Annotated in this window: 24 protein-coding genes; 21 read left to right on the forward strand and 3 right to left on the reverse strand. The window is 57.4% G+C overall.

Annotation, left to right across the window (positions count from 1 at the left end):
* The 7 genes from VNM72_04585 to VNM72_04615 all read left to right on the forward strand — a co-directional run.
* Positions 1-1168, forward strand: a 1168-nt coding sequence (locus VNM72_04585) for a Gfo/Idh/MocA family oxidoreductase (protein HXF04676.1), incomplete at its 5' end; no start/stop codon positions are given.
* Positions 1169-1315: 147 nt separating this feature from the next.
* The gene (locus VNM72_04590) at positions 1316-2080 is read left to right on the forward strand and encodes a methyltransferase domain-containing protein (GenBank protein ID HXF04677.1); all 765 of its coding nucleotides are present in this window, start codon (positions 1316-1318) and stop codon (positions 2078-2080) included.
* Positions 2081-2135: 55 nt separating this feature from the next.
* On the forward strand, positions 2136-3557 hold the full coding sequence (locus tag VNM72_04595) for a hypothetical protein (GenBank protein ID HXF04678.1): 1422 nt from the start codon (positions 2136-2138) through the stop codon (positions 3555-3557).
* Positions 3554-4687 (forward strand): glycosyltransferase family 4 protein, encoded by a 1134-nt coding sequence (locus VNM72_04600; GenBank protein HXF04679.1) that lies wholly within the window; start codon positions 3554-3556, stop codon positions 4685-4687. Before VNM72_04595 ends, VNM72_04600 begins: the two co-directional genes overlap by 4 nt.
* On the forward strand, positions 4684-5787 hold the full coding sequence (locus VNM72_04605; protein ID HXF04680.1) for a glycosyltransferase: 1104 nt from the start codon (positions 4684-4686) through the stop codon (positions 5785-5787). Before VNM72_04600 ends, VNM72_04605 begins: the two co-directional genes overlap by 4 nt.
* Positions 5788-5882: 95 nt before the next feature.
* Positions 5883-7013, forward strand: a complete 1131-nt coding sequence (locus VNM72_04610; GenBank protein ID HXF04681.1) for a glycosyltransferase family 1 protein — start codon at positions 5883-5885, stop codon at positions 7011-7013.
* 1 nt (position 7014) lies between these two features.
* Entirely contained in the window at positions 7015-8175 is a 1161-nt protein-coding gene (locus tag VNM72_04615) for a glycosyltransferase (GenBank protein ID HXF04682.1), read from the forward strand.
* Here VNM72_04615 and VNM72_04620 read toward each other — a convergent pair.
* Positions 8157-8858 carry a phosphoribosyltransferase family protein gene (locus VNM72_04620; protein HXF04683.1) on the reverse strand — a complete coding sequence of 234 codons (702 nt, stop codon included), beginning with the start codon at positions 8856-8858 and terminating at the stop codon, positions 8157-8159. The two genes, VNM72_04615 and VNM72_04620, sit on opposite strands and share 19 nt — an antisense overlap.
* Before the next feature lie 167 nt (positions 8859-9025).
* Here VNM72_04620 and VNM72_04625 point away from each other — a divergent pair, with 167 nt between their 5' ends.
* The 7 genes from VNM72_04625 to frr all read left to right on the forward strand — a co-directional run bounded on the left by VNM72_04625 (position 9026) and on the right by frr (position 13975).
* Positions 9026-9883, forward strand: a complete 858-nt coding sequence (locus tag VNM72_04625; protein ID HXF04684.1) for a zinc ribbon domain-containing protein — start codon at positions 9026-9028, stop codon at positions 9881-9883.
* 226 nt (positions 9884-10109) lie between these two features.
* On the forward strand, positions 10110-10547 hold the full coding sequence (rplM, locus tag VNM72_04630) for a 50S ribosomal protein L13 (GenBank protein ID HXF04685.1): 438 nt from the start codon (positions 10110-10112) through the stop codon (positions 10545-10547).
* Positions 10548-10557: 10 nt separating this feature from the next.
* Positions 10558-10953 carry a 30S ribosomal protein S9 gene (rpsI, locus tag VNM72_04635; GenBank protein HXF04686.1) on the forward strand — a complete coding sequence of 132 codons (396 nt, stop codon included), beginning with the start codon at positions 10558-10560 and terminating at the stop codon, positions 10951-10953.
* Positions 10954-11113: 160 nt separating this feature from the next.
* Entirely contained in the window at positions 11114-11986 is an 873-nt protein-coding gene (gene rpsB, locus VNM72_04640; GenBank protein ID HXF04687.1) for a 30S ribosomal protein S2, read from the forward strand.
* An 18-nt stretch (positions 11987-12004) separates the two neighbouring features.
* Entirely contained in the window at positions 12005-12685 is a 681-nt protein-coding gene (gene tsf / locus VNM72_04645; protein ID HXF04688.1) for a translation elongation factor Ts, read from the forward strand.
* Complete coding sequence (pyrH, locus tag VNM72_04650; protein ID HXF04689.1) at positions 12669-13400, forward strand: UMP kinase; 732 nt, start codon at positions 12669-12671, stop codon at positions 13398-13400. Before tsf ends, pyrH begins: the two co-directional genes overlap by 17 nt.
* A gap of 17 nt (positions 13401-13417) precedes the next feature.
* Positions 13418-13975 (forward strand): ribosome recycling factor, encoded by a 558-nt coding sequence (gene frr / locus VNM72_04655; GenBank protein HXF04690.1) that lies wholly within the window; start codon positions 13418-13420, stop codon positions 13973-13975.
* Between the two features lie 14 nt (positions 13976-13989).
* Here frr and VNM72_04660 read toward each other — a convergent pair whose 3' ends face one another.
* Positions 13990-15132 (reverse strand): AAA family ATPase, encoded by a 1143-nt coding sequence (locus VNM72_04660; protein ID HXF04691.1) that lies wholly within the window; start codon positions 15130-15132, stop codon positions 13990-13992.
* A 385-nt stretch (positions 15133-15517) separates the two neighbouring features.
* On the opposite strand from VNM72_04660, the gene VNM72_04665 reads away from it, so the two are divergent.
* The 7 genes from VNM72_04665 (at position 15518) to greA (ending at position 21533) form a co-directional block, all read left to right on the forward strand.
* Positions 15518-16210, forward strand: coding sequence for a YggS family pyridoxal phosphate-dependent enzyme (locus tag VNM72_04665; GenBank protein HXF04692.1), 693 nt, complete (start codon positions 15518-15520; stop codon positions 16208-16210).
* Positions 16207-16812 (forward strand): YggT family protein, encoded by a 606-nt coding sequence (locus tag VNM72_04670; GenBank protein ID HXF04693.1) that lies wholly within the window; start codon positions 16207-16209, stop codon positions 16810-16812. Before VNM72_04665 ends, VNM72_04670 begins: the two co-directional genes overlap by 4 nt.
* A complete protein-coding gene (locus tag VNM72_04675) occupies positions 16809-17117 on the forward strand; it encodes a DUF167 domain-containing protein (GenBank protein HXF04694.1) in 309 nt (102 codons plus the stop codon). Before VNM72_04670 ends, VNM72_04675 begins: the two co-directional genes overlap by 4 nt.
* The gene (locus VNM72_04680; protein ID HXF04695.1) at positions 17114-17368 is read left to right on the forward strand and encodes a hypothetical protein; all 255 of its coding nucleotides are present in this window, start codon (positions 17114-17116) and stop codon (positions 17366-17368) included. The genes VNM72_04675 and VNM72_04680 overlap by 4 nt, the downstream gene beginning before the upstream one ends.
* Positions 17369-17472: 104 nt before the next feature.
* Complete coding sequence (locus VNM72_04685; GenBank protein HXF04696.1) at positions 17473-18282, forward strand: menaquinone biosynthesis protein; 810 nt, start codon at positions 17473-17475, stop codon at positions 18280-18282.
* 107 nt (positions 18283-18389) lie between these two features.
* Positions 18390-20810 (forward strand): OmpA family protein, encoded by a 2421-nt coding sequence (locus VNM72_04690; protein HXF04697.1) that lies wholly within the window; start codon positions 18390-18392, stop codon positions 20808-20810.
* 225 nt (positions 20811-21035) lie between these two features.
* A complete protein-coding gene (greA, locus tag VNM72_04695; GenBank protein HXF04698.1) occupies positions 21036-21533 on the forward strand; it encodes a transcription elongation factor GreA in 498 nt (165 codons plus the stop codon).
* Here greA and thiC read toward each other — a convergent pair.
* Positions 21530-23374, reverse strand: a complete 1845-nt coding sequence (gene thiC / locus VNM72_04700) for a phosphomethylpyrimidine synthase ThiC (GenBank protein ID HXF04699.1) — start codon at positions 23372-23374, stop codon at positions 21530-21532. The two genes, greA and thiC, sit on opposite strands and share 4 nt — an antisense overlap.
* Positions 23375-23640: the final 266 nt, after the last annotated feature.

The following is a 23640-nucleotide window of genomic DNA, read 5'->3' on the forward strand; positions in this document are numbered from 1 at the left end:
GACTCTGGGATCACGCTCGATACTCGGGGCCAATGACCGCGTGCGCCTGGGTGTGATTGGGGTTGGCGAGTGGGGACAGCAGCTCATTCGCCAGGCATTATGGAACGATAACGTAGAGGTTGTCGCCGTCGCCGACGTTTACGACGCACGGCATCAAGAGGTGCAGAGGCTCGTCCCCGGCGTTACCGCCTATTTCGATTATCGCTCGATACTCGACCGCCAGGATATTGATGCCGTGATGATTGCTACGCCGCTTCATTTACACGCGAGCCAATTCCTCGATGCTCTGAGTGCGGGTAAAGACGTTTATTGTGAGAAGACGATGGCTTATAGCATCGAAGAAGCCAAACAATGTCGTGATGCGGCCAGGATGTCCGATCGGATCGTCAGTATCGGGCTTCAGCACCAGAGTTCGGGATGGCTCACTGATGTTCAGCAATTCGTCACCAGCGGGATGTTAGGGAAGGTCACTGCGGTTGAAGCCTGGAAGAGTCGGAAAATCACCTGGGTTCGTCCAGTTCCTTCGGATGTTCGACCCGAGCATGTTCGTTGGGAGGCCTTCCTCGGTCCTGCTCCGGTACGACCGTTTGATCCTTTCCGATTCATCAACTGGAAGCTGTACTGGGACTATGCCGGCGGCATCGTCACCGAGCTGATGGTGCACCAGGTTGCGTTCATCCTGCGCGCGCTCGATTTGCCGATTCCGGAGACGGTTTATGCATCCGGCGGAATTTATGTCTGGCGCGATGGGCGCGAAGTGCCTGACACGGTGAGCGCCATAATGGATTTTCCCGCTCAGGGGGTGACGGTCAGCTGGACGGGTACGCTCGCCAACCCCTTTCACGGAATCGGTGAGCGGTACCTGGGGACCGATGGAACCATCGAGCGCCTCTTGGGCGCGACAAATCCCGTCACCGGGAAAGTTGAGGATAGTCTCTGGTACTATCCCAATCGAAATGACCGGCTGAAGCAACCGGGGACGACGCCGGATGTCAACCATGTGAGAAACTTCATCGAGTGCGTCCGCAGCCGACGGACACCGAATGCGCCGGTAGAGATCGGATACCGTTCGGCCGTCACGGTTCACATGGTCAACCTCTCCTACCGACTGGGTCGGCGGGTTCGGTGGGACCCACTGCGCGAAGAAGTGATCATTTCCGAGGCGTAAGAGTAAGCGTCATCCCTCCCGGCCCCTTCGCCAAACAGAGGAAGGGCGGGTTGAGCACCCGTCCCTCTCCTGACGATACGCAGACCAAGTATGATGGTGCCATTCGGAAAAAAACTTTCGACGGACGTGCATCCGCTGGGCCTCAGAATGCCACCCCTTGAGGCGGTGCGGGACAATTTTGCCTACCGTTATTATTTCACTCCCGAGTTCGGCTTTGGGAGAAAAGCGGTGCGGCACATCCGCCGGCGGCGCATCGAGATCGTGCTGGGGTTTCTGCAAGGGATGAGCGGCTGCGATGTCCTCGATGTTGGGTGTGGTCCGGGCGATGGGACGCTTCTGCTAGGGCGCCACTTCACATCACCTCGTTGGGTGATCGGGGTGGATCTCGGCTGGGAGTGTGTGACCCTGGGACGACAGATGGCATCAGCAAATAAGATGACGGCTCATTTCATTCAGGCTGAAGCGGGGGCACTCCCATTTCCGTCGCGGTCCTTTGATGCCGTCATTTCGTGGGAATTGATCGAGCACCTGCCTCACTATCGCACGTTCCTGGCGGAAGCGCATCGGGTGCTGCGTCCGGGAGGGCATTTGGTCCTTTCGACACCGACGCGGGCCGGCTTCCATAGCTGGCTCAAGCGAGCCTGGGTCCGGCTGCGTCGGCTGGACCGGCAATTTGCTCAGTACCGGAAGCCGGGTGATCTGTATGAACGTTTCCTTGGCCGCCGGGAACTCATCTCCGCTCTCAAGGAGTCCGGATTTGAGATCATCTCTCACTCGGTCAAAATTTTCGTTTTCTCGTTTCTCCCCGACTGGCTCTTCCCGCTCAATTGCGCTCTGGAACCGATCCTCGAATCCTTGCCAGGAATACGGCAGCTCGGCGTCACCGCCTTTTATCATTGTCGGAAAGCCTGAGCAGGTAGTTGACAATCCATTGTCAGCAATGGTAACCAATGTCCCCGACGATGCTATGAGACGGGACTTGTCAGCCTTGCTGGAGCGGGATCGGCTGATTCACTTGACGCTGGCGATGGCGATTGTGATCGGGTTTTTCCTGGCCTACATCAAGGATCACTATCCGTCGCCCCTCAGCTACTTTCTCTTTGACATCGTCCTGGCCCTTGCTCTCGTGTTCTGGCTGACGACGCGAGCGCGACGGGGGCGGGCGCTTTTGCCGGATACTCCGCTGACGAAGGTGCTGCTTGTTTTTTATGCCCTCTGTTTCGTCTACGCACTTGCTTCTGACACCCCTTTTCTCATCGGATTGTCGGCCTTCCGGGGATGGTGCTTTTTCACGGTGGCTTTCTTACTCGGCTATGATGTGATTGTTTCGGGCAGGCAGGTGCGAGCTTACCTGTTGCTCATCGTGAGCCTGGCGGTGCTGACGGGCTTCTACGGGCTTTATCAGTACATCGTTGGGGCCGAAAGAATTCTCCCCGAAGATGAGCTGGTCGCCGAGCGTCACCCCTTCGCCACCTACGTGACGCCGACAGGGGAAGTGGAATTTCGTATCTTCTCGACCTTTGTCTCGGCAGCCGCCTTTGGGACTATGATGGCCTACGGATCGTGCCTTGCGCTGATGCTCGCCATGAGCCCTCAAACCCGGCGGCTCCTTCGGGCGGCCCTTCTTCTGGGGATCATCCCGATGATGGTCGCGCTCGTTTTGACGGGAACGCGGGCGGCATTCGTGATGGTCTTCATCGGTCTGGGCGTTCTGTGGGCTTATCGGCGAAATCTCCGCATATATATTCTGGCGGCAGTTCTCATTGGCCTGGGCATCCGGATGGGTATCGTGTTGACGGAAGGCCGGGCAGCGGCTCGATTTGCGACTTTGTTCGATCCGGGTCTTTTCCTCGGTCGGGTCTCACAGCCTTTGCGAGCGGGTTGGGAAGCAATCCGGGAATCTCCCTGGGGGCATGGATTGGGACAGACCGGGCACGGGGTACCGCTCTTTCTCGGTAAATGGTATCCCACATTTCGCCCGATTTTCGCTGACGGTGACTTCGGGCGGATTATGGTCGAGATGGGAATTATTGGCTTGATCCTTTTGACGGTCATCCTGGGAATCGCGCTCAAAGGGGGAGCGCGGGCGGTGCGTGACCTCAATCAGACTGACGAGAGGGATATTGCACTCGGCATTTTCAGCGGGACGATTATGATCGGAGTGGGGACGTTCGTTGGGTCTCCATTCTTGAGCATCCCTCACGGTATGTTGTGGTGGTTTTTGTTGGGAGGACTCTACAAACTCTCGGCGCTGCATCGCCGACGCGGACACGCATACTGGTATGCGCCAGCCCGGTCGCCGGATGCCCAGGCGCTCATCGTCCGCGCGCGACGCGCCGCCCTGTCTGTCCGGGGGGAGAGGCGACGCGTCGTCTCCGAGCCTCAATGAGAATTGCACTCGTTGTCCATGATTTCACCGAGACCACCGGGCAGGGCCGGTATACCGTGGAACTCGCCCGCCGCTTCTCACGCGACCATGAGGTTCATGTTTTCGCCAATCGGTTCGACCAACCGGAGAGCATCGGATTGGCGAAGGGAAATCTCGCTTACCATCGCGTGATGGCATGGCGTGCGACGGCGCTCACCACGATTCTGACCTTTCCCCTGTTTTCCACCACCCCGTGCGCCCGAGGATTCGACATCGTGCACGCACAGGGGTTCACCTCCTTCTCTCAGGATGTGGTAACGGCTCACTTTTGTTTGTCTGCCTGGGCAAAGGCCCGGCATTCTGAGCAGCAGGCGCAATCCATGAGGGAGAAGGCATTTGTACACCTTGTACTTCCCTGGGAGCGCCGGATGTTCCGCCAACAACAAACACAGTGGGTCATCGCCGTCTCAGAGCGACTCAAGACGGATATTGCCCACGCATACGGTCGGGAGTCGCACGTCCGGGTCATCCGACCGGGAATTGATAGTGAGCGGTTTCATCCGCGCAATCGAGCCTCTTTCCGGGAGGACGTTCGCCGCAGACTCGGTTATTCTGACAACGACTTTTTGTTGCTCTATGTCGGTGACCTTGAGAAAGGGTGCGTCGAAGCGCTTCGAGCCTGTGCTCTGGTTCCCGAGGTGAAGCTCGTGTGCGTCTCCCGGCGGCCTGCGCACCGGTACGCCCGCTTCGCCGAGCGACTTGGCGTGCGCGACAGGGTGATGTTCGTAGGGCCGACGCGCGCTGTCGAAGCCTATTATGCAGCCTGCGATCTCTTTTTTTACCCCACAATCTACGATGCGCATGGCATGGTGATCTGGGAAGCGATGGCCAGCGAACTGCCCGTGCTGACGACAGGTCGAGCAGGCGCGGCAGAAGTCATCCAGCATCTTCGGAACGGAATCGTCGTTGAAGATCCGTCGGATGTCTCAGCGATGGCGGACTACATCGGTCAGTTGATGCGAAACGAGCGATGGCGGAAGGAGATGGGGCAGGCCGGGCGCGAGGCAGTCTCTTCGTATACGTGGGATCGCGCCGCCGAGCAGACTTTGGCCGTCTACGAGCAAATTGTTGGGCGAAAGGGAAGCCCATGAGGCGAACTGTTGCGTTTGTCGTCAACGACGAGCCCGGTGGTGCCTTAGCGCGACGAGCTGAGAGTCTGGCTGATCGGCTGAGACCGGACAGCAGCATCATTGTCCTTTGCCGGGGGAGGAGAAAGGTCCTGGCGATCCTTCGATTCATCGTGAACCTTGCCGATGCGCGACCGGAAATTGTGTACGTTTTTGACATGGGCTATTCGGGAGTCCTCGCCGGTGTTTTTTACAAGCTGGTGAGCAGGAGGCCACTTATCATTGAAACGGGGGATGTCATTTCAGCACTGGCGCGATCACTCGGGCGAACAGCAGTGGGATTGTGGTTGACCGAGCGGTTGGAATCGCTCGCCTTTGCTGTGGCAGACAGGATCGTCGTGCGCAGCACAACGTTTCAGGACGTCTTGAAGGAGCGAGGGGTGGAAAATGTGGTCGTGATCCCGGACGGAGTGGATACGCAAATTTTCACTCCGCGCCAAGCTGGATGCCTTCGGGCGGATCTCGGGTTAAACGACGCCCTGGTCGTGGGAGTGGTGGGGACCTGCCGCTGGAGTCCGACATTGAACTGGTGCTATGGGATGGAACTCGTGGAAGCAATGAGGTGGCTCATCGGGGAACCGGTCAAAGGACTCATCGTCGGCGACGGCGATGGCCTGCCGCTCCTGAAAAAGAGAGCCCGGGAACTCGGGGTCGCCGATCGGTTGGTTTTCGTCGGAAGGGTCCCTTACGAGGAACTGCCTGAGTACATCAACGCGATGGACGTATGCCTGTCAACGCAGACAAACGATCTCGTGGGTCATGTGCGCACGACGGGCAAATTGCCACTCTATCTGGCCTGCGGCCGATTCGTTCTGGCTACACGTGTGGGAGAGGCAGCTCGGGTTCTCCCGGAGGGGATGCTCGTTCCTTGTCAGGGCGTCATTGACCCGGATTATCCTCGCCGGCTGGCCGAGCGCATTCGTGAACTGCTTCACCAGCGGGAATTGCTCGCGGAGGGCATGAGACTGCGTCAGATTGCACGGGAAATGTTTGACTACGATCTACTGGCTAGGCAATTGAAAGCGCTCCTCGTCGAAGTAGTGAGAACGAAGCACGGCGAGTGAACGCCGTGCCCTCACCCTGTCGCATATGGTAGGAGAATGAAGGCAAGCCGATGGTTGCACGGTGAACGTCCAGAGGACCCGACTGCACGCAAACGATGAGAATCTCCCTTTTCCCCGATCTGGAACTTGAAGGATGGAAGAGCATGAATCTGTATGCCGAACACCTGGCTCGCCACCTTCGTCGTGTGAACCATCAGGACGAGATTGTCCTTGTGCGCGTGGGCCCGCCTGACCCAATCAGAGGACGTAAACGCGAGGGATCGTCCGAACAAAGGGAAGTTTTTCGCTACTTTTGGCGCTATGTGGTCTATCCCCGGAAGGCGGCGCGGTGGTCAGCCGATGTGAATCATATTCTCGATCACAGCTATGCGCATGTCGTGGGTCGGCTGAATCCTCAGCGAACGGTCATCACGGTTCATGACCTCTATCCCCTGCGCGTTATCCGCTCAACGCCACGAACTCTTCGGGAATGGATACGAAGGGAGGTCCTCCTCTGGGTGATGGATCATCTCCGGCAGGCATCCTGGTTGATTGCCGACTCTCAGTTTGTCAAGCGGGAGATTGTAGAGTTTCTCGGTTATCCCGAGCATCGAATCGCAGTGGTTCCCCTGGGGGCAGATCATATCACGGTGAGGGGACCCGAAGCAGGAGCAGCCTTTCGGCGACGATATGCGATTGACAATCGGGACCGCGTGATACTGCACGTCGGGGGATGCGATGAACGGAAGAACATCCGGGTTCTCTTGTTGGCTTTAAGCGAACTGGTTCGGGAGCGAAGGAGGGACGCGGTCTTGGTTCATATTGGAGAGAGCTTCAGGCCGGAAGACCGGAGGGTCATCGAGGAGCACGGGCTTCAGCCTTCTCTGCGGCTGATCGCCAACGCGACGGCAGAAGATCTCGCGGCAGCTTACGTGGCGGCGGATGTCGTGGTCGTTCCTTCAACGTATGAGGGATTTGGCCTACCGGCAGTGGAAGCGATGGCCGCAGGCACTCCGGTCGTCGGGCTGCGCGCCGCTGCTTTACCCGAAGTGATCGGTGAGGCCGGTCTGCTCGTTGACGACAATACCCCATCGGCGTTTGCCGATGCTATAGAGAAGATATTGAGCGACCCTGAGAAGCAGCAGACGCTTTCTCGCAGGGGAAGGGAGCGCGTAGCCTGCTTAACCTGGGAGCGTACAGCACGTTTCACCAATGAGGTCTATCGGCGAATCATTGAGGAGAGCTGAGATGAACGGGTCGTCACCGATCAAGGTTCTCTCCCTGATCGCGAGCGCAGAACTTGGAGGAGCCGAGCGCGTGATGCTCGATGTCATTCGGTTTCTGGATCGGACGCGGTACGACCCCTGGATCGTCGTTCCCCGGCCGGGACCGCTCGTCGGGGAACTGGAGGCCCTCGGAGCACAGGTGAGGGTGATGGATCTCTTCGGCAGAGGTGGTTTTCTCGGTCGCTATTCTCAGCCGAGGGATTATCTTCGCGCTCTCAGCGGCTGGCCACAGCTTGTCCGGGGACTGGTGAAACTTGCTGGACTCGTGAATGACCAAAAAATTCAAATCATTCATTCCCACAGCCTGAAAACCCATATCCTGACCTGTCTCCTGTCGCCCCTGGTACGATGCCGGATGGTTTGGCATCTTCATGATTTCTATCTTCATCGGAGAGGGTTTCCGTGGTTCGCGCTCTGCGCCGAGGCCTTTCCCGACCTTCTCATTGCTAATTCGCGGGCGGTAGCCGATCAATTCCCACGGCGATCCAGAATAGCGGTCATCTACAACGGTGTGGATGTTGAGACTTTCAGGCCATCACCGGAAGAGCGCAGGCATCACGACGGCTGTTGGATCGGGATGGTGGGGGCATTCGCGCCCTGGAAGGGACAGCACATCTTTGTTAAAGCAGCAGCAGAGGTCGCTAACCGAATTCCCGATGCGACGTTCTTTCTCGTCGGTGATGTGATTTACTCGACAGCAGGACACCGTGACTATCGGGGGGAACTTGAGCGACTGGTCCAGCAACTCGGCCTGGAGGGACGTGTTATCTTCACGGGATTTCGCAGAGATATTGCCACGGTCCTTGGGGACCTTGACATCGTGGTGCATTGTTCGGTCGAACCGGAGCCCTTTGGGCGGGTGATCATCGAAGCCATGGCCTGCGGCAAACCCGTCATCGCTGCTTGCGGTGGCGGAGTGAACGAGATCGTCGTCAACGGACACGATGGACTTCTTATTCCTCCAGGCGATCCTTATCTGCTCGCCGAGGCGATTCTACTGCTTGCCCGCAATCCCGACCGACGCGCCCGCCTGGGTGACGCCGCGCGACGCCGCGTCGAAGAAAGGTTCCGGATTCAGGATCAGGTGCGGTTGATGGAGCAGTGCTACGAACAACTGCTATGATCCCGAAGGCCGCCCTCCTGGTGTTTCCGGAATGCGGCGAGGCACTGGATTACCTCTTCGTCGGTCAGATCGTGGAAGTCTTCGTAAAAGGAGGCAACGGCAAAAACGGGAGTGTCAACAGTGAGAAGACAGATGAACTCATCACTCATGTGAGAGACAGTTTCAGCCGTTCGTTCCGGACTCACGGGGACAGCGACGACGACGCGATGCGGGTGATTTTTTCTGACGCTGACGATGGCCGCCATCATCGTATATCCGGTGGCCAGACCGTCGTCGGTGAGGATCACGGTTCGACCGATCATATCAGGTAAAGGGCGGTTGCCTCGATAGCGCGCGATCCGACGGTGAATTTCTTCAAGGACCTTGCCCTTGATGTGTTCGACATCTTCGGTTGTGAGGTGGCACGCCTCCATCAGGCTGTGATCAAGATAGACGGTACCGTCCTCGGCAACGGCTCCGAATCCGGCCTCAGGATTGAAGGGAATGGGAAGCTTGCGCGGGACGATGACTTCCAGATGACCATCGAGGGCCCGGGCGATTGGGGCTCCGACAACGACGCCGCCACGAGCAATCCCCAAAACAAGCGGATCTAGTCCCCGATAGTGGAGGAGTCGGTCAGCAAGGCGAGAGCCGGCGCTCGCGCGGTCAGCAAAGGTGACACTGCGTTGCGACCACCAGTTCATACGAAAAAATTTTACCGCTGCCCTTACGGTGAGGCTACCAGGCGAGACGGGCAGCTTAATCATGTGCTTCACGGGTGGACACGGAGGGAATATCTTCAGCATCGCATTGTGGGCTCAGGTGTGTTGTGGTATAAGTCTCCAGACGGATCACCGGGGAGTAAATGGAGATGCAGCTCAAGGCCGTCATCATGAGTAGCCGGTTTGGGTTGGACACGGTGGAGTGCGATCTCAAGCTGGTACTTCCGGGGACGGTTGAAAGCCTTCGCCCCCGATTGGCGACGGCGTTGGAGCAGATGGGCTATCACGTCGTAAGTGATGAGCCGCTCCAGGCCAGGCGAGGAGGGACAAGTTTTTCTCTAGAGGTACTCAAATACCCGATCTCGTTGTTTCTCGGCTTCAAGCCAGTGGGAGAACGAGCGACTCAGGTCACCTTCAGTTATTCTTTGAAGCACTCGGGTGTGGGATTGATTACGAAAGGGGATTTACCTGTTCTGGCGCGGGAAGCCGAAGCTGTCGCTGCAATCGCCCTGCGTGAGTTGCAGGGGTTCACCTGTGATGCCTGTGGTTCGGATAATCCGCGCGGTGCCCGGTTTTGTCGGCGATGTGGTGCCCCTCTGGTCATCTCCACACCGGCTGAGGTTGAACTGCTGCACCTTGTTGCCCAGGGGCGGGTTGCCTTTCAAGCCATTACCTCGAGTGCAGTGGTGCTCATGGTGGCGATGATGCTTTTTGCGCTTCTTCCGGGGAAGCCGGAACGGGTCGCTACGTTGCTTGGAGTTGCCTCCGCGATAATGGGATTTATTCCCCTTTGGTGGGGGATCTATAAGCTGAGGCGGAGCTTGCGACCCAAAGAGGCGGCGGAATCCATACCGTTTGAGCGTCGGCTGGAAGAAGTGCCTCCCATCGCAAGTTTTCCCTCGAGTGGGGTGCCGATGTCTGTTACGGAGCGGACGACTCAGCTTCTGGATGAACCGGCTCGCCCACCCGTGGTGACAGAAGACCGTCGTGGTGAAGAGTCAGTCTGAGGTGAAAAGTCGGTGCCAGGATCTGGAGATCGGGGATGAACAGGGTGGGACCCGGTGGTGTGAAGGACTGAATTGCTGACCGAAAAAACCGCGGTGGAAATGTTGCCATCCGGGTTTGCTTTCTCGCCGTGGATTCACGCGTGGGGCCGTTGCTTGACACACTCTGGGAGGTTTGGCTATTCTTAGGCTTCATCTGTTGTGATGTGACTTCGTGAGGCATAGGGGAATGAAGACATTTGTTCCGAGCGGAAAGAACCTTGAGAAGCAACGCAAATGGTATCTGATTGACGCCACCGGGATGACCGTGGGACGGTTGGCGTCGAGGGTTGCGCCACTTCTGATGGGGAAGCACAAGCCGACCTACACTCCGTTTCTCGATCTGGGGGATCATGTGATTGTGATCAATGCGGCGAACGTGGTGTTTACAGGGCAAAAGTGGCGGCAGAAGGTTTATCGCTGGCATTCGGGATATCCGGGAGGTCTCAAAGAGACGACGGCACGACACCTCATGGCCAAACATCCAGAGCGAGTCGTTGAGCTGGCAATTAAAGGGATGCTTCCGAAGACCCCGCTGGGGAAGAAGATGGCGCGAAAGCTAAAAGTCTATGCGGGTCCGGAACATCCGCATCAGGCGCAAAAGCCGGAGATTTTAACCTTTGATTAGCGAGGGGGAGATGGCAGAACTGATCCAGTATTACGGGACGGGGCGACGGAAGACGGCGACAGCGCGAGTTTTCCTTCGACCGGGAAAAGGGGAGATCATCGTCAACGGACGGCGACTGGAAGAATATTTCCCTATCGAGCGGCTCGTGGCGGAGATTCGCCGGCCGCTGCTGCTGACGGATACGGTTAACAAATTCGATGTCCTCGCAACGGTGGGGGGAGGAGGAATCCGGGGACAGGCGGAAGCAATACGGCATGGTCTGGCACGGGCATTGACCAATTTCAATTCCGATCTCCGGAGGACGCTGAAGGAGGCGGGATTGCTCACCCGCGATCCCCGTGTCAAGGAACGCAAGAAGTATGGACAGAAGGGAGCCCGGAAGCGATTCCAATATTCCAAACGGTAAGTCGCAGTACCAGGCTAATTGCGCAGGATCTGTTGAACCCCGTGGCCGGGAGGAGAGTTATCTGTTTGATCCCATCGGTCGTCGCCCTGATTGGTTGTTCGGGGCTCCCCGAATTGAGGACGGCCGAGTACAAAAACCAATCCAGGAGGTGACTTGAGCGGTGGTGACTATTAGCATGAAAGAGTTGCTGGAGGCGGGTGTTCATTTCGGACACCAGACACGCCGATGGAACCCGAAGATGAAAGAGTTTATCTTCGGCGAGCGCAATGGAATTCATATCATTGACCTGCAAAAGACGCAGCGATACTTCCGCGAGGCCGTGAAGTTTGTCACCGAGGCCGCCCGCGAGGGCAAAACGTTCCTCTTTGTCGGGACGAAGCGGCAGGCGCAGGATGCCATCGCGGAAGAGGCTCAGCGTTGTGGTCAGTTCTACGTCAACCAGCGGTGGCTGGGCGGCTTACTGACGAATTTCCAGACGATTCAGAAATCCATCCGTCGGCTCCAGGAGATCGAACAGATGAAGGCGGATGGGCGTTTCGCTCAGCTTCCGAAGAAGGAGGCCATTCGCTTGGAACGCAAGCGCGCGCTGCTCGAACGAAATTTCATGGGCATTAAGACCATGACGCGCCTTCCCGATGTGCTGTTTGTCATTGATACGGAAAAGGAGGCCATCGCTATTAAAGAGGCCAGAAGGCTGGGCATTCCCATCGTGGCCGTCGTGGATACCAACTGTGATCCCGAGGGAATTGATTATCCCATCCCGGGCAATGACGATGCGTTGCGAGCAGTGCGGCTGTTTGTCTCCAAGATAGCCGACGCTATCATTGAGGGTCGCCAGATGGCCAAGGAAGAGCTGCCCGAGGTGCCAACTGAAGCGAAAGCCGAAGGTGCGCAGGCAGCCGCCGAGCGAAAAGTCGCGGCCTCTGCCGCCGATACCGCTGATGTCGGTGCAGCGACAGGCGAAGGCGAGCCCGTGTCGGCGGTGGTCCTGTTGGATGCCGATCGGGACATCGTCGCGGAACTGGAGGGATAGAGAAGGAGGAGACTCGTTATGGTGGATGTACCGGCGAGTGCTGTCAAAGCTCTTCGGGAGAAAACCGGAGTTGGCTTCATGGAGTGTAAAATCGCCTTACAGGAAGCAGGGGGCGACGAAGAAAAGGCTATCGAAATATTACGCAAACGAGGTCTGGCGTCAGCAAAGAAAAAGGAAGGGCGCGCCACAACCGAGGGGAGCATTGGAGCCTATATTCATCACGGCAATAAGATCGGGGTTTTGGTCGAAGTCAATTGTGAAACCGATTTCGTGGCCCGCAATGCCGAATTTCAGCAGTTCGTCAAGGATCTGGCCATGCACATCTGTGCAGCCGATCCGAAGTATTTGCGAAAGGAGGACGTCCCTGAAGCGATTCTGGCCAAGGAGCGCGAGATCGCCCGTGAACAGGCATTGCAAGATCCTAAGATGGTGGGCAAACCGGACCACGTGATCGAAAAGGTCGTCGAGGGCCGATTGGCAAAATTTTATGCTGAGACGGTCCTGTTGGAGCAGCCCTTTATCAAGGATCCCACCAAGACGATCGGGCAACTGCTCACCGAGATGATCGCCCGGATCGGGGAGAACATCCGGATTCGGCGGCCGCCACTAACGAATAGCCTCTTATATCGTGCGCAAGACGACGGCACGGAAAAAGGAGAAGACCGTGCGAGACCAGACAGCGATCCAACCGGTTTATAAACGGATCCTGCTGAAGCTCAGCGGAGAAGTCCTCATGGGTGACCGAGGCTACGGGATTGATCCTGACGTCTTCCGCACGATTGCCGAGGAGGTAAAGGAAACCTACGATCTTGGAGTTCAGATCGGGATTGTGATCGGGGGTGGGAATATCATCCGAGGGATTGAAGCAAGCGGCCGGGGCATGGACCGAACGACGGCCGATCACATGGGCATGCTGGCCACCGTCATCAATGCGTTGGCTTTGCAGGATGCCCTGGAAAAGATGGGTGTGCCGACGCGAGTCCAGACGGCGATCGAAATTCGGGCAGTTGCTGAGCCTTTCATCCGGCGACGGGCCATCCGCCACCTGGAGAAGGGTCGCGTCGTTATCTTCGCCGCGGGTACGGGAAATCCTTATTTCAGCACCGATAGTGCGGCTGCCCTTCGGGCCTTGGAGATCCGGGCGGATGTGATCCTCAAAGCGACTAAAGTAGACGGAATTTACACCGAAGATCCGGCCATCCACAGTCACGCCGTTAAGCTCGACGAGCTGACCTATTTCAATGTCCTCGAACGGGGACTGAAGATCATGGACTCGTCAGCGATCACGCTGTGCATGGATAATGCCATGCCCATTATTGTCTTCAACCTGCGGGTTCCCGGAAATATCAAGCGGGTCGTGCTGGGAGAGAAAGTGGGGTCCCGCGTCGTCGCCAAGCTGTCAGAAACCGCCTGAGAGGAGGAAAACGGCTCATGATTAAGGAGATACTTCGTGACGCCAGGAGCCGGATGGAAGCGGCGGTGGAGGACTGTCGGAGAAAGCTCGCCTCGCTCCGTACGGGACGAGCCTCTACGAGCATCTTGGACCACATCACAGTGGAATATTACGGGGTTCCCACACCACTGAATCAGGTAGCACAACTTCATGCGCCGGAGCCGACACTGCTGACCATTCAGCCGTACGATCCTTCTCTCCTGGGTGCTATTGAGCGCGCCATCCTTGCTTCGGATCTCGGTCTGACGCCCTCCAATGATGGTCGGATCATCCGTATCCCGATTCCGCCGCTGACCGAGGAGCGGCGGCGGCACCTGGCCAAGATCGTTGGTGATGTCGCGGAGGAGCACCGCACGGCCATCCGCAACATTAGGCGGGACGCGAATGATCGCTTGAAAAAGTTGCTCAAAGAAAAGGCGATCTCCGAGGATGATGAACGGAAAGCCATCGAGGAGGTTCAAAAGCTCACCGACGCCCACATCGTCAGGGTTAACGAGCTGGCCCGAGCCAAGGAGGAAGAAATCCTCGGCCGATGATCCTGGAATCCGGCTCAGGACATTTTCCCGCTCGATGAAGCAGCCTTCCCCCGTTCTTTGTGGGGTGATGGCGGCATAAGGTGTTCGCCGAAAAGATTGAGATAATTCCCCACCAGCGCTCCCCCGACTTCCTTTGTGAAGATCATACGATCGGGTGAGGACGGATCGTAATGGACGGTGACCAGGTCTCCCGTGTCAACCTGTCGTGTGGCCACGAGATTGGACAAGGGGAACACAAGGAATCGTTCGATGGCTCTTTTGAGATGGCGAGCCCCATATTTATAGTCGGTTCCCTCGCGCAGCAAGAATTCCTTGGCCGCGTCGGTACAGGTGAAGATGAATTTCGGCGCCTGGGACTTGAGGATGCGTTCCTGTACCATCTTCAACTCAATATCGAGAATGCGGCGCAGGTGCTCGTCCTTGAGCGAACGGAAGACGACGACTTTGTCAATGCGGTTCATGAATTCTGGCGAGAACTTGCGCTTGGCCGCTTCCAGAGCCGTCCGGTAGATCTTTTGGTCAACGACCGAGTCCTGCTGCCCCTGACGCGGTGTGAACCCGATTCCGCCGGAGATAAGATCGGCCATCTCCTTGGCTCCAAGGTTAGAGGTCATGACGATGATGCAGCGGGAAAAGTCCACCCGGCGGTTGTCCCCGAGTGTCAAAGAGGCTTTATCGAGGATTCCCAGAAGCAGCTGCCACAGCGCGTCAGAGGCTTTTTCGATTTCGTCAAACAGGACGTAGGTCAACTTGAGATTCTCGGTGTGGTAGCGATCGAGGTTTTCTTGTGTGAGGAGCGGGGGAGTCTCGCGGTGTCCGAGATAACCGGGGGGCGACCCGATAAGCTTCGCGATTTCATGGCTATGCTGAAATTCGGCGCAGTCAATTTTGACAACAGCATTGGGATCGCCAAAGAGGACCTCAGCGGCTGCTTCGACCACGCGGGTCTTCCCCGACCCCGTGGGTCCGAGGAAAAGGAGAGATCCTATGGGGCGCCCCGGTGGTGTGAGCCCGGCCAGGTAGATCTGGAACAAGTTGGCCATTCGGCGAACAGCCCGTTCCTGTCCGACGATGCGTTCGAGCAACTTCTTCTCGAACTCTTCGGCCTGGGGGTGCTTCCGCTCAGGGTCGAGCGGGATGGGTTGAACGGCAGCCATTGTCGTTTCCTCCTTCGCTGTCAGCCAGCCCGAGTTGTTGATCGTTGGATTCACACACGCCTTAGACGTGAGAGGGCACTCGACCGTTGTCCTTGACGTCGTTGTCGCATTTTCTCCGACAGGCTCGCGCCTTCCGACAACATATATGGCAGATTTCAGGTCTTGCGTCAACCGGCATACTGGGCCCAAGCCGAGTGGGAGCGATGATGCGGCGCACGGGAGCCACCTTCCGACATCGAGACCCGGGACTGGGCGCAAAAAAGGCTCTGCGTATGATTCTCAACAGCCATTTGGGATGCAACAATTTACGCATCGAGGTTTCAGCTTTGAGACGATTGAGTCATGGTCTTGCTCCGGTTGTGTGGGCTTTGCTATAGTGCGGACGATGAACGAGTTGGCGGAGCGAATCGAGAGTGTGCGACATCGCATCGCGGAGGCGCTTCACCGCGCCGGACGAGAGGCTGAAAAGGTGCGTTTAATTGCAGTGACAAAAACGGTCCCGGTGGAGCGCATTCAAGAGGCTATCGAGTACGGGGTGAAGGATTTCGGTGAGAATCGGGTTCAAGAGGCGGAGAAAAAAATCTCCTACCTGCCACAAGAGGTTTGCTGGCACTTCATCGGACACCTTCAATCGAACAAGGTCAGGAAGGCCGTTCCCCTGTTCGATTGGATCCAGTCGGTAGACAGCGTGCATCTGGCGGAGCGACTGAATCGCACGGCGGCTGAAGCTGGGCGCAGGATTCCGGTGCTGATTCAGGTGGCGCTCGACCGGGAGCCGACAAAGCACGGGATAGCCCCGGAAGATCTCGGAGAGCTTGCCCGAGCGCTGGCTTCGATGCCCCATTTAGATGTGCGCGGCCTCATGGCAATTCCTCCTTTCTTCGAGGATCCTCAAAAGGTCCGACCCTACTTCCGGAAACTGGCCGAGTTACTGCGAGATTTGAATGAACAGGCGATCTTCTCGCAGCCGCTGACGGAGTTATCCATGGGGATGAGCCACGATTTTGAGATCGCCGTTGAAGAAGGGGCTACGATGGTGAGAATCGGAACGGCTATCTTTGGAGAACGACAGAGATGATCTGGTTTTCTCAGTTCATCGCTCTGGTACGATGGGGCGTGATTCTTCTGGTTGCAGGAGTGATTGCACTCACACTCCTGCGGGTGATCGTCCAGTGGATCGGGCTCAACCCGTTCGGATGGTTGCCCTTTACACTGCGGCGCGTGACCGAACCCTTCCTTGGTCCGCTCAGGAAAAATCCCCTCGTCTGGCAATCGCGGGTGGACATCGCCCCACTGCTTCTGATCATCCTGCTTATTATCGCGGCTGCCTTTGGGCTTCAGCTTCTCGCCGATTTCCATGAGTTTGTGATGGGAATGGCACGCAGTGTGACTCTTGCGCTGAGAGGGGCCGTTATCCCCGCTCTGCGGATGTTCGTGGGCCATGCTTTGCTGGGAGTGATTTCGCTACTCATGGCCTGCGTCATTGTTCACGTCATTTTCTCCTGGTTGGGCGTGTATGGAACGCGATTGTCGAGATTTGTCCGGAGGATGAGCGGACCCCTTCTGGAGCTTTTGCACAAACACGTTCCGCCGGTCGGAGTGTTTGATTTCACTCCGGTTATCGCATACTTCCTCCTGATGATTGCAGCATGGTTTGTGCGTCAAGTGTTTCTTGGATGAGTGGGAACCTTGAAACTCGGGAGACGGCGGAGGGGGTTGAAATCACCGTGTTCGTTCAGCCTCGGGCTGCGACCACGGCGCTCGTAGGGATTCACGGGGGCGTGCTCAAGGTGCGCGTCGCAGCTCCGCCGGTAAAGGGACGAGCGACGGAAGAGTGCCTTCGTTTCCTGGCGAAAATGGTAGGGGTTCGGCGATCCGATGTGGAACTGATGGCGGGAATGACGAGTCGAATCAAACGCGTTCGATTTCGTGGGGTTTCACGAGAGCGTTTGCTGGAAAGTCTTTTCGCAAGGGGCGATCGGTGATCAAAGTCCCTGTTGATGTGCGAGAATACTCCGGTTATCGAGCTGACGAGAGGCCAGCGTCGTTTCATTACCTGGGAACTGTTTATGTGATTACCTCGGTGATTGGGCTTGTACGAGAACTTACGTCGGATGGTCGGCTGGTAAATCGCTTCGATGTGCAGGTGGGAGATGACCACTTCACCCTTTTGCACGATGAGACGGAAGGACAGTGGTACCTGCTGGTTGAAAAACCGCTTGCCAAAAAGGTGTGACTTGCGTACCATAGCCAGCGTACGGAGTGATGCAGAGCGGGTAAAGGCCGCCGGGCAGCAGGGCTCAAGTGAGGCTGACGCGGATGATAGAATGGTGAGCAGCGATGGACAAACCAGTTATTGCCGGTTCGACCTACCTCAATTCAGCCCCCCTCTGCTACAGCTTCCTCCGAGGCGCGCAGCGACCGTTATGCCACTTCGTTCCCAATACGTCACCGGCGACTTGTGCGGCGTTATTGCGTGACGGGGAGGTGGATGCCGCCTTAATCCCGGCCATCGAATACCAGCGCATGGAAGGGATCGCGCTGGTGCCGGGGGTGGCGGTAGCGGCGCACCGGGAAGTACGAAGCGTTTTTCTGGCCTCATTCAAGCCTCTGGAGGAGATCGAAACGGTGGCCCTGGACATATCGTCGCGAACGTCGGCGGCTCTGACGCGGATCTTTTTCCAGTATTTTCTGGGGCGGCAGGTTCGTTATCTTCCCTGGAATCCCGATCTGGACGAAATGTTGCGGGTCGCCGACGGAGCATTACTTATAGGAGATCCGGCCCTCAGCGTACGGTTTCGCCGACAGGAGCTGCGGTTCTACGACTATGCCAGTCTTTGGTACGAGTTTACCGGTCTACCGCTGGTTTTTGCGCTCTGGGCGGTGCGCCGCGACCGATGGCAGAAACTGCAGGCAATCTCCTTTGAGCGGGCGCGCCGTGAGGGGGTTGAGCATATCCCGGAGATCATCCGGGCAGCGGTCAACGAGTTGAAGCTGCCCGCTGATTATCTTCGGAGTTATTTCGCTCAGTGTGTCGTGTATGATCTGGACGCGCAGAAACAGGCGGGTCTCGACCGGTTCTATGAGCTGGCTTTCGAGTTGAAGCTCATCCCCGATCGGAAGGAGCTGATGTTTCTGCCCAGAAGCTAACTGAAAAGGAACGCGCCCTGACAGAGGATCTCATTCTGACGGGGGTTGAACTCGGGGCGAAGATGTTACTTGGCCGAACAATGGGTGCTGTTGTGAGAGGAGGATGCATGAGAAAGTGGATATGGCTTGCCGCGACTGTCGTTATCGCAGTGAATCCTTTGGCGCAGGTTTGGCCGCAGGCACAACGCCAAACAGAACGAATCGAGCAGCCGGCTTACCATGCCGTTTCCTCGACGTTCGGAGCGACGAGCACGGGTCTGTATGGCACCATGAGCGTGCGAACGCTTCGACGCGGGGAGTGGACGGTTGGCGTCCTCTGGAACAATTTTGATCGGGATCCGGGAGATATAGATGTCAACCAGATCCCGGTGACTCTCACGTTAGGACTTACGAATCGGCTGGAGGTATTCGGGGCAGTAGATCTCATGCAGGAGGTAACCTCGCGGCAGCCGTTCCTCTTGAGTGGCAGTTCCTTTAACATTGGTCGGTTTCGATTTGGCGGACCGGGAGCTGACCCGATCCAGGCATTTGGACCGCCCCGCGGCGGCCGTGAAGGGACTGCTTTCTTCCCCCGCACACAAGCCCCTGGCGGAGGGATTCTCCCTTCCATTGGGGCGTTCGCCGGAGACTTTCCCGGGTTCGGCCCGTTTGATCGCCCGAGTTATTACAATGACTTTCCGTTCTTTCCTTTTGCAACGGATGCGGGGGCGAGGATGTCCTCATCTGGACTGGGGAATTTCACGCTCGGCCTGAAGTATGCACTTTCGGATCCGGATAAATGGATCAGTTTCGGGGCCGGTGGATTGGTGCGCCTGCCATCGGCGCGAAATTTTCATGCGCTCGCCCAGGGGCGAGGGGCCGGAGCGGTTGATGGAGGGCCCTTCATTCTGGCGAGCGAAGAGGTCTTCAATGGCCGGATGCGAATTCATCAAAACCTCGGCTACATCTTCACCGGGGACATCGAGCGCGGCGGAATTCGCTTGCTGGATCGGCGGGATGAGTTGTTGATGAATGCCGGTCTGGAGTTTGTTGCGACGAAGAATATCGTCTATACAGGCGAACTGAATGCCAAGGTTTTCGTGGGAGGTGGAACGCCGAATCTCAATCCTGTCAACCCGCTGGATCTCGTCCTGGGGGCACGGTTCTATCTTCGGGAGGGCTCGATTCACTTCGGGGGGAGCTGGCGGAGATTGTTGACGGCAGCCGATGATCGCACCGTCTTTTCTGAGGATCCGGTGCAGGTTCGTCTCCGGCAAGGTGATGTGAATGGGTTCGTGGTCACGCTGGGATTTGGTCGCAGACAAGCCAAGGTTATCCCGCCTCCTCCGAACCGGCCTCCGGTGATTACGGCGCTCGAAGCAGATAAAGAGGAGGTCTACGATGGGGAACCCGACGGATTCACCTGTCGGGCGACCGACCCGGACGGGGATTTTCTCATTTACACCTGGGAGACGACGGCCGGTCGAATCGAGGGGAGCGGAGCGCGCGTGACCCTTAACACGACAGGTATTAATCCACGGACGGGTTCGCCGCCGGTGAGAGTAACTGTCACGGTGACGGTTGATGATGGGCGAGGAGGGACGGCAACGGCAAGCAAGACCATCTCGGTATTAGCTCCGGTGCCTCCCCCGCCGCCTCCGCCTCCACCCAATCGCCCGCCGAGGATCGAGGCAATTGAGGTTAGTGTAGTTGGCACACCGCAGGTCGAAGGTCAGTTCACGGACGGAGACATTCTCCAGATCCGTGGGCGAGCGACTGATCCCGATAACGACCCACTCACTTACCAGTGGTCAGTGACGAGCGGCTCTCTGACTGGCAGCGGGGAGCAGGTGCGCTTGAATACCGGCGGGGTTACGTCCGGGCCGGGTGCTCCACCGGTTACGATCACCATCTCTCTTACGGTCAGCGACGGGCGAGGGGGTACGGATTCCGACTCGCGAAGCGTGATCGTTCATGCCGTACGGAAACCTGAGCCGATCCGTGCGCCGGACATCGTGTTCCCGCGCGGGAGTGCTCGCGTGACCAATCAGCACAAGGCTGTGCTCGATGATGTGGCGGAACGGCTCGTCCAGGATCCTCGGGCAACGCTCATCATTGATGCTCATGCCGATCGGGGAGAACCTCGGGGGATTGCGCGGCGTCGGGCCGAGAATGCCAAGGCATATCTTGTGCAAAAACGAGGGATCAATCCCAATCGCATCACCATTCGGGTATTTGATGCGACGCGACCTCACCCGAGTGGACAGCGGCGGCTGAATCCCAGACTGGAGCTGTGGATTGTACCTGAAGGCGCGGAGATCCCGAAACCTCCCGAACCGGTCAGGCGTCCGCAAGCTCACAGCGAAGTGGCGCCTCGATCACTTCTGGCCAAGCAACTCGCCCTGGGAGGAGATTGGCGCCGATATTCAGCATCGTTTCTGGCTGCGAGCCCGGCGACTCGGCGCCATTTGAGCATGCGGGGCCGCTTGCCTCAGAGGGAGGGGCGAAGCGTTTCCTCGATTCTCCGGCTGAATCGAACACGATCGTGACCGTGAAGCCGAGCCCCAGGGTGGCGATTTGATCATACGCTTGCGGGATGATGGTTGGATCGCGCGAAGGTTAGACGGAATCACGACCAAAGCAAGCCTACCAGCGGCAACCGTCAGATCTCTGCTGTCCCTTCTGTCCTTTTTCAATAGAGAACTGATGGGTATCTTGAAATTTCGGCGAGTCCGGTTATACTTGATACCGCATCATCATCAAGAGGGAGGGGCATGACCTTGAAGATTCGGGAAAAATTGGAAGCAGAAATGCGTGCGCTCGAGAACGAGCTGAAGTTCGACCTCCCGCGCGAGCTGCAAAAAGCCCTGGAGCACGGAGACTTGCGGGAAAACTCAGAGTATCAATCGGCCCTTCAGCGGCAGGAGTTTGTACGCGCGCGCATCGCTCAGATTCGGAAGCAGCTTTCCGATCTCTCGATGATCAACCTGAATAAGCTTCCGCGGGATCGGGCGGCGTATGGTTCGATCGTAACTGTGCGGGATATCGAGACAGGGGAGACGATCACCTATCGACTAGTCATCGGGGATGAGGTTGATCCTGAAAGGGGGCTGATCTCAATTTCCTCTCCGATCGGGGCCAGCCTTGTGGGGAGACAGGAGGGAGATGAAGTAACGGTGCAAACACCGGCTCGAGTTCGCCACCTGGAAGTCATTCGGCTGGTGACGCTTCATGACCAGGTGGCTGATGGGGCGGACGAGGGGGCCAGTTAGGTTGACCCTTCGCCGACTCTTTCGGCAATGTAGAGATCCCCTCCACGAGACAGGAACTCCTGGGATTTCTCCGTCATTCCAAGAGTGAGCGCTTCTGTTTCACTGATTCCTTTTTGCGCGGCATATTCACGAAGTTCCTGGGTAATTTGCATGGAGCAGAATTTCGGGCCGCACATCGAGCAAAAATGGGCTAGCTTGGCGGCTTCCGAGGGGAGAGTTTCGTCGTGGAACTGACGCGCTCGTTCGGGGTCCAGCGCAAGGTTAAACTGATCGTTCCAGCGGAATTCGAAGCGCGCCTTTGAGAGAACGTCATCGCGCAGTTGAGCCCCGGGATGACCTTTGGCGAGATCGGCGGCGTGTGCGGCGATGCGATAGGCAATCACACCATCACGAACATCCTCCTTATCGGGCAGGCCGAGATGCTCTTTGGGTGTGACGTAGCATAACATGGCGGCCCCATACCAGCCGATCATGGCTGCTCCAATAGCGCTGGTGATGTGGTCGTATCCCGGGGCGATGTCCGTCACAAGAGGCCCAAGGGTATAGAAGGGAGCCTCCTGGCAGATGGCAAGCTCACGGTCAACGTTTTCCTTGATCAAATGCATGGGAATGTGGCCGGGTCCCTCGATCATGACCTGGCAGTCCATCTCCCAGGCGATCTTCGTCAGCTCGCCGAGAGTCTCCAGTTCAGCGAACTGGGCCGCGTCGTTAGCATCTGCGATGGAGCCTGGACGTAGTCCGTCGCCGAGGGATAACGAGACATCATAGGCGGCCACGATCTCGCAGATTTCACGGAAATGAGTGTAGAGGAAATTCTCCTGGTGGTGGGCAAGGCACCATTTGGCGATGATTGAACCACCGCGAGAAACGATGCCGGTCACCCGACTGGCTGTGAGTGGAATGTGAGCGAGGCGAACACCGGCGTGAATCGTGAAGTAGTCCACCCCCTGCTCAGCTTGCTCAATGAGGGTGTCCCGATAGATTTCCCAGGTCAACTCTTCGGGGAGACCGCCGACTTTTTCCAGAGCCTCGTAAATGGGGACGGTCCCAATAGGGACAGGGGAATTACGCAGAATCCATTCCCGCGTGGCATAAATATCCTTCCCCGTCGAGAGATCCATGACAGTGTCCGCCCCCCACCGAATGGCCCAGAGCAACTTATCGAGTTCCTCCTCGATGGACGAACGAATGATGGAGTTGCCGATGTTGGCGTTGACCTTAACCAGAAAGTTTCGGCCGATGATCATGGGTTCCAGTTCGGGGTGATTGATATTGGCGGGGATGATGGCACGGCCACGGGCCACCTCTTCACGTACGAATTCTGGAGTGATTCTTTCAGGGATGATGGCGCCAAAGGATTCTCCTTGATGGGAGCGGCGACGAAAGGGATGTCTCTCCCACTCCTCGCGCAGGGCGTTTTCCCTGAGGGCAACGAATTCCATTTCTGGTGTGATGATGCCGCGGCGGGCGTAGTACATCTGCGTTACGCGTGCTCCGGGCTTTGCCCGCAGGGGAGGACGACGGGAGCCCTCGGGGTAATGGTGTGGATCAAAATCCTTGCGGGAACGCCTTTCGAGAGTGATAACATCATCCCGCTCCATGATCCAGGGAAGGCGGATGGGGTTGAGTCCCCGACCGGGATTGACGACATAGTCCGGATCGGTATAGGGTCCGGTTGTATCATAGACGCGTAGGACAGGACTCTCATGCTCACCTCCGCGGGAAGCACCGGACGTGAGGCGGATCTCTCTGAGCGGCACGCGGACCTTGTGAAGGGAACCCTCAATATAGACCTTTCGAGAGGCAGGGAAGGAGAGGGAGTTCAAAGTCTCGAGCGACATCTTAGGCTGTCGGCTTGAGTGTGATGTTCCAGACTGACTCATCTTCACGGCCATTGCGTCGCCTCCTCACGCATCTTTATTAAAGACGGAAAAGTATATTCGCACCAGCCACACCTCAGCAACGGCGCCGGTGAGCCTCCGGCCGAGTTTGTGGCTTTTCGATGCCATATACCTGACAGAGGCTGGTTGCGTGGGGATGACCAGTGGTGTAACATAGTCCGCGAAGGTGGATCATGAGACAAGCGTAAAGGCGCCAAGAGCGAGGG

Source organism: Blastocatellia bacterium, from assembly GCA_035573895.1.
GTDB lineage: Bacteria > Acidobacteriota > Blastocatellia > HR10 > HR10 > DATLZR01.

Coding starts and splice junctions, on each gene's coding strand:
- VNM72_04590 (HXF04677.1), top strand. CDS start 1,316: ATGCCACCCCTTGAGGCGGTGCGGGACAATTTTGCCTACCGTTATTAT.
- VNM72_04595 (HXF04678.1), top strand. CDS start 2,136: ATGAGACGGGACTTGTCAGCCTTGCTGGAGCGGGATCGGCTGATTCAC.
- VNM72_04600 (HXF04679.1), top strand. CDS start 3,554: ATGAGAATTGCACTCGTTGTCCATGATTTCACCGAGACCACCGGGCAG.
- VNM72_04605 (HXF04680.1), top strand. CDS start 4,684: ATGAGGCGAACTGTTGCGTTTGTCGTCAACGACGAGCCCGGTGGTGCC.
- VNM72_04610 (HXF04681.1), top strand. CDS start 5,883: ATGAGAATCTCCCTTTTCCCCGATCTGGAACTTGAAGGATGGAAGAGC.
- VNM72_04615 (HXF04682.1), top strand. CDS start 7,015: ATGAACGGGTCGTCACCGATCAAGGTTCTCTCCCTGATCGCGAGCGCA.
- VNM72_04620 (HXF04683.1), bottom strand. CDS start 8,858: ATGAACTGGTGGTCGCAACGCAGTGTCACCTTTGCTGACCGCGCGAGC.
- VNM72_04625 (HXF04684.1), top strand. CDS start 9,026: ATGCAGCTCAAGGCCGTCATCATGAGTAGCCGGTTTGGGTTGGACACG.
- rplM (HXF04685.1), top strand. CDS start 10,110: ATGAAGACATTTGTTCCGAGCGGAAAGAACCTTGAGAAGCAACGCAAA.
- rpsI (HXF04686.1), top strand. CDS start 10,558: ATGGCAGAACTGATCCAGTATTACGGGACGGGGCGACGGAAGACGGCG.
- tsf (HXF04688.1), top strand. CDS start 12,005: ATGGTGGATGTACCGGCGAGTGCTGTCAAAGCTCTTCGGGAGAAAACC.
- frr (HXF04690.1), top strand. CDS start 13,418: ATGATTAAGGAGATACTTCGTGACGCCAGGAGCCGGATGGAAGCGGCG.
- VNM72_04660 (HXF04691.1), bottom strand. CDS start 15,132: ATGGCTGCCGTTCAACCCATCCCGCTCGACCCTGAGCGGAAGCACCCC.
- VNM72_04665 (HXF04692.1), top strand. CDS start 15,518: ATGAACGAGTTGGCGGAGCGAATCGAGAGTGTGCGACATCGCATCGCG.
- VNM72_04670 (HXF04693.1), top strand. CDS start 16,207: ATGATCTGGTTTTCTCAGTTCATCGCTCTGGTACGATGGGGCGTGATT.
- VNM72_04675 (HXF04694.1), top strand. CDS start 16,809: ATGAGTGGGAACCTTGAAACTCGGGAGACGGCGGAGGGGGTTGAAATC.
- VNM72_04685 (HXF04696.1), top strand. CDS start 17,473: ATGGACAAACCAGTTATTGCCGGTTCGACCTACCTCAATTCAGCCCCC.
- VNM72_04690 (HXF04697.1), top strand. CDS start 18,390: ATGAGAAAGTGGATATGGCTTGCCGCGACTGTCGTTATCGCAGTGAAT.
- greA (HXF04698.1), top strand. CDS start 21,036: ATGACCTTGAAGATTCGGGAAAAATTGGAAGCAGAAATGCGTGCGCTC.
- thiC (HXF04699.1), bottom strand. CDS start 23,374: ATGTCGCTCGAGACTTTGAACTCCCTCTCCTTCCCTGCCTCTCGAAAG.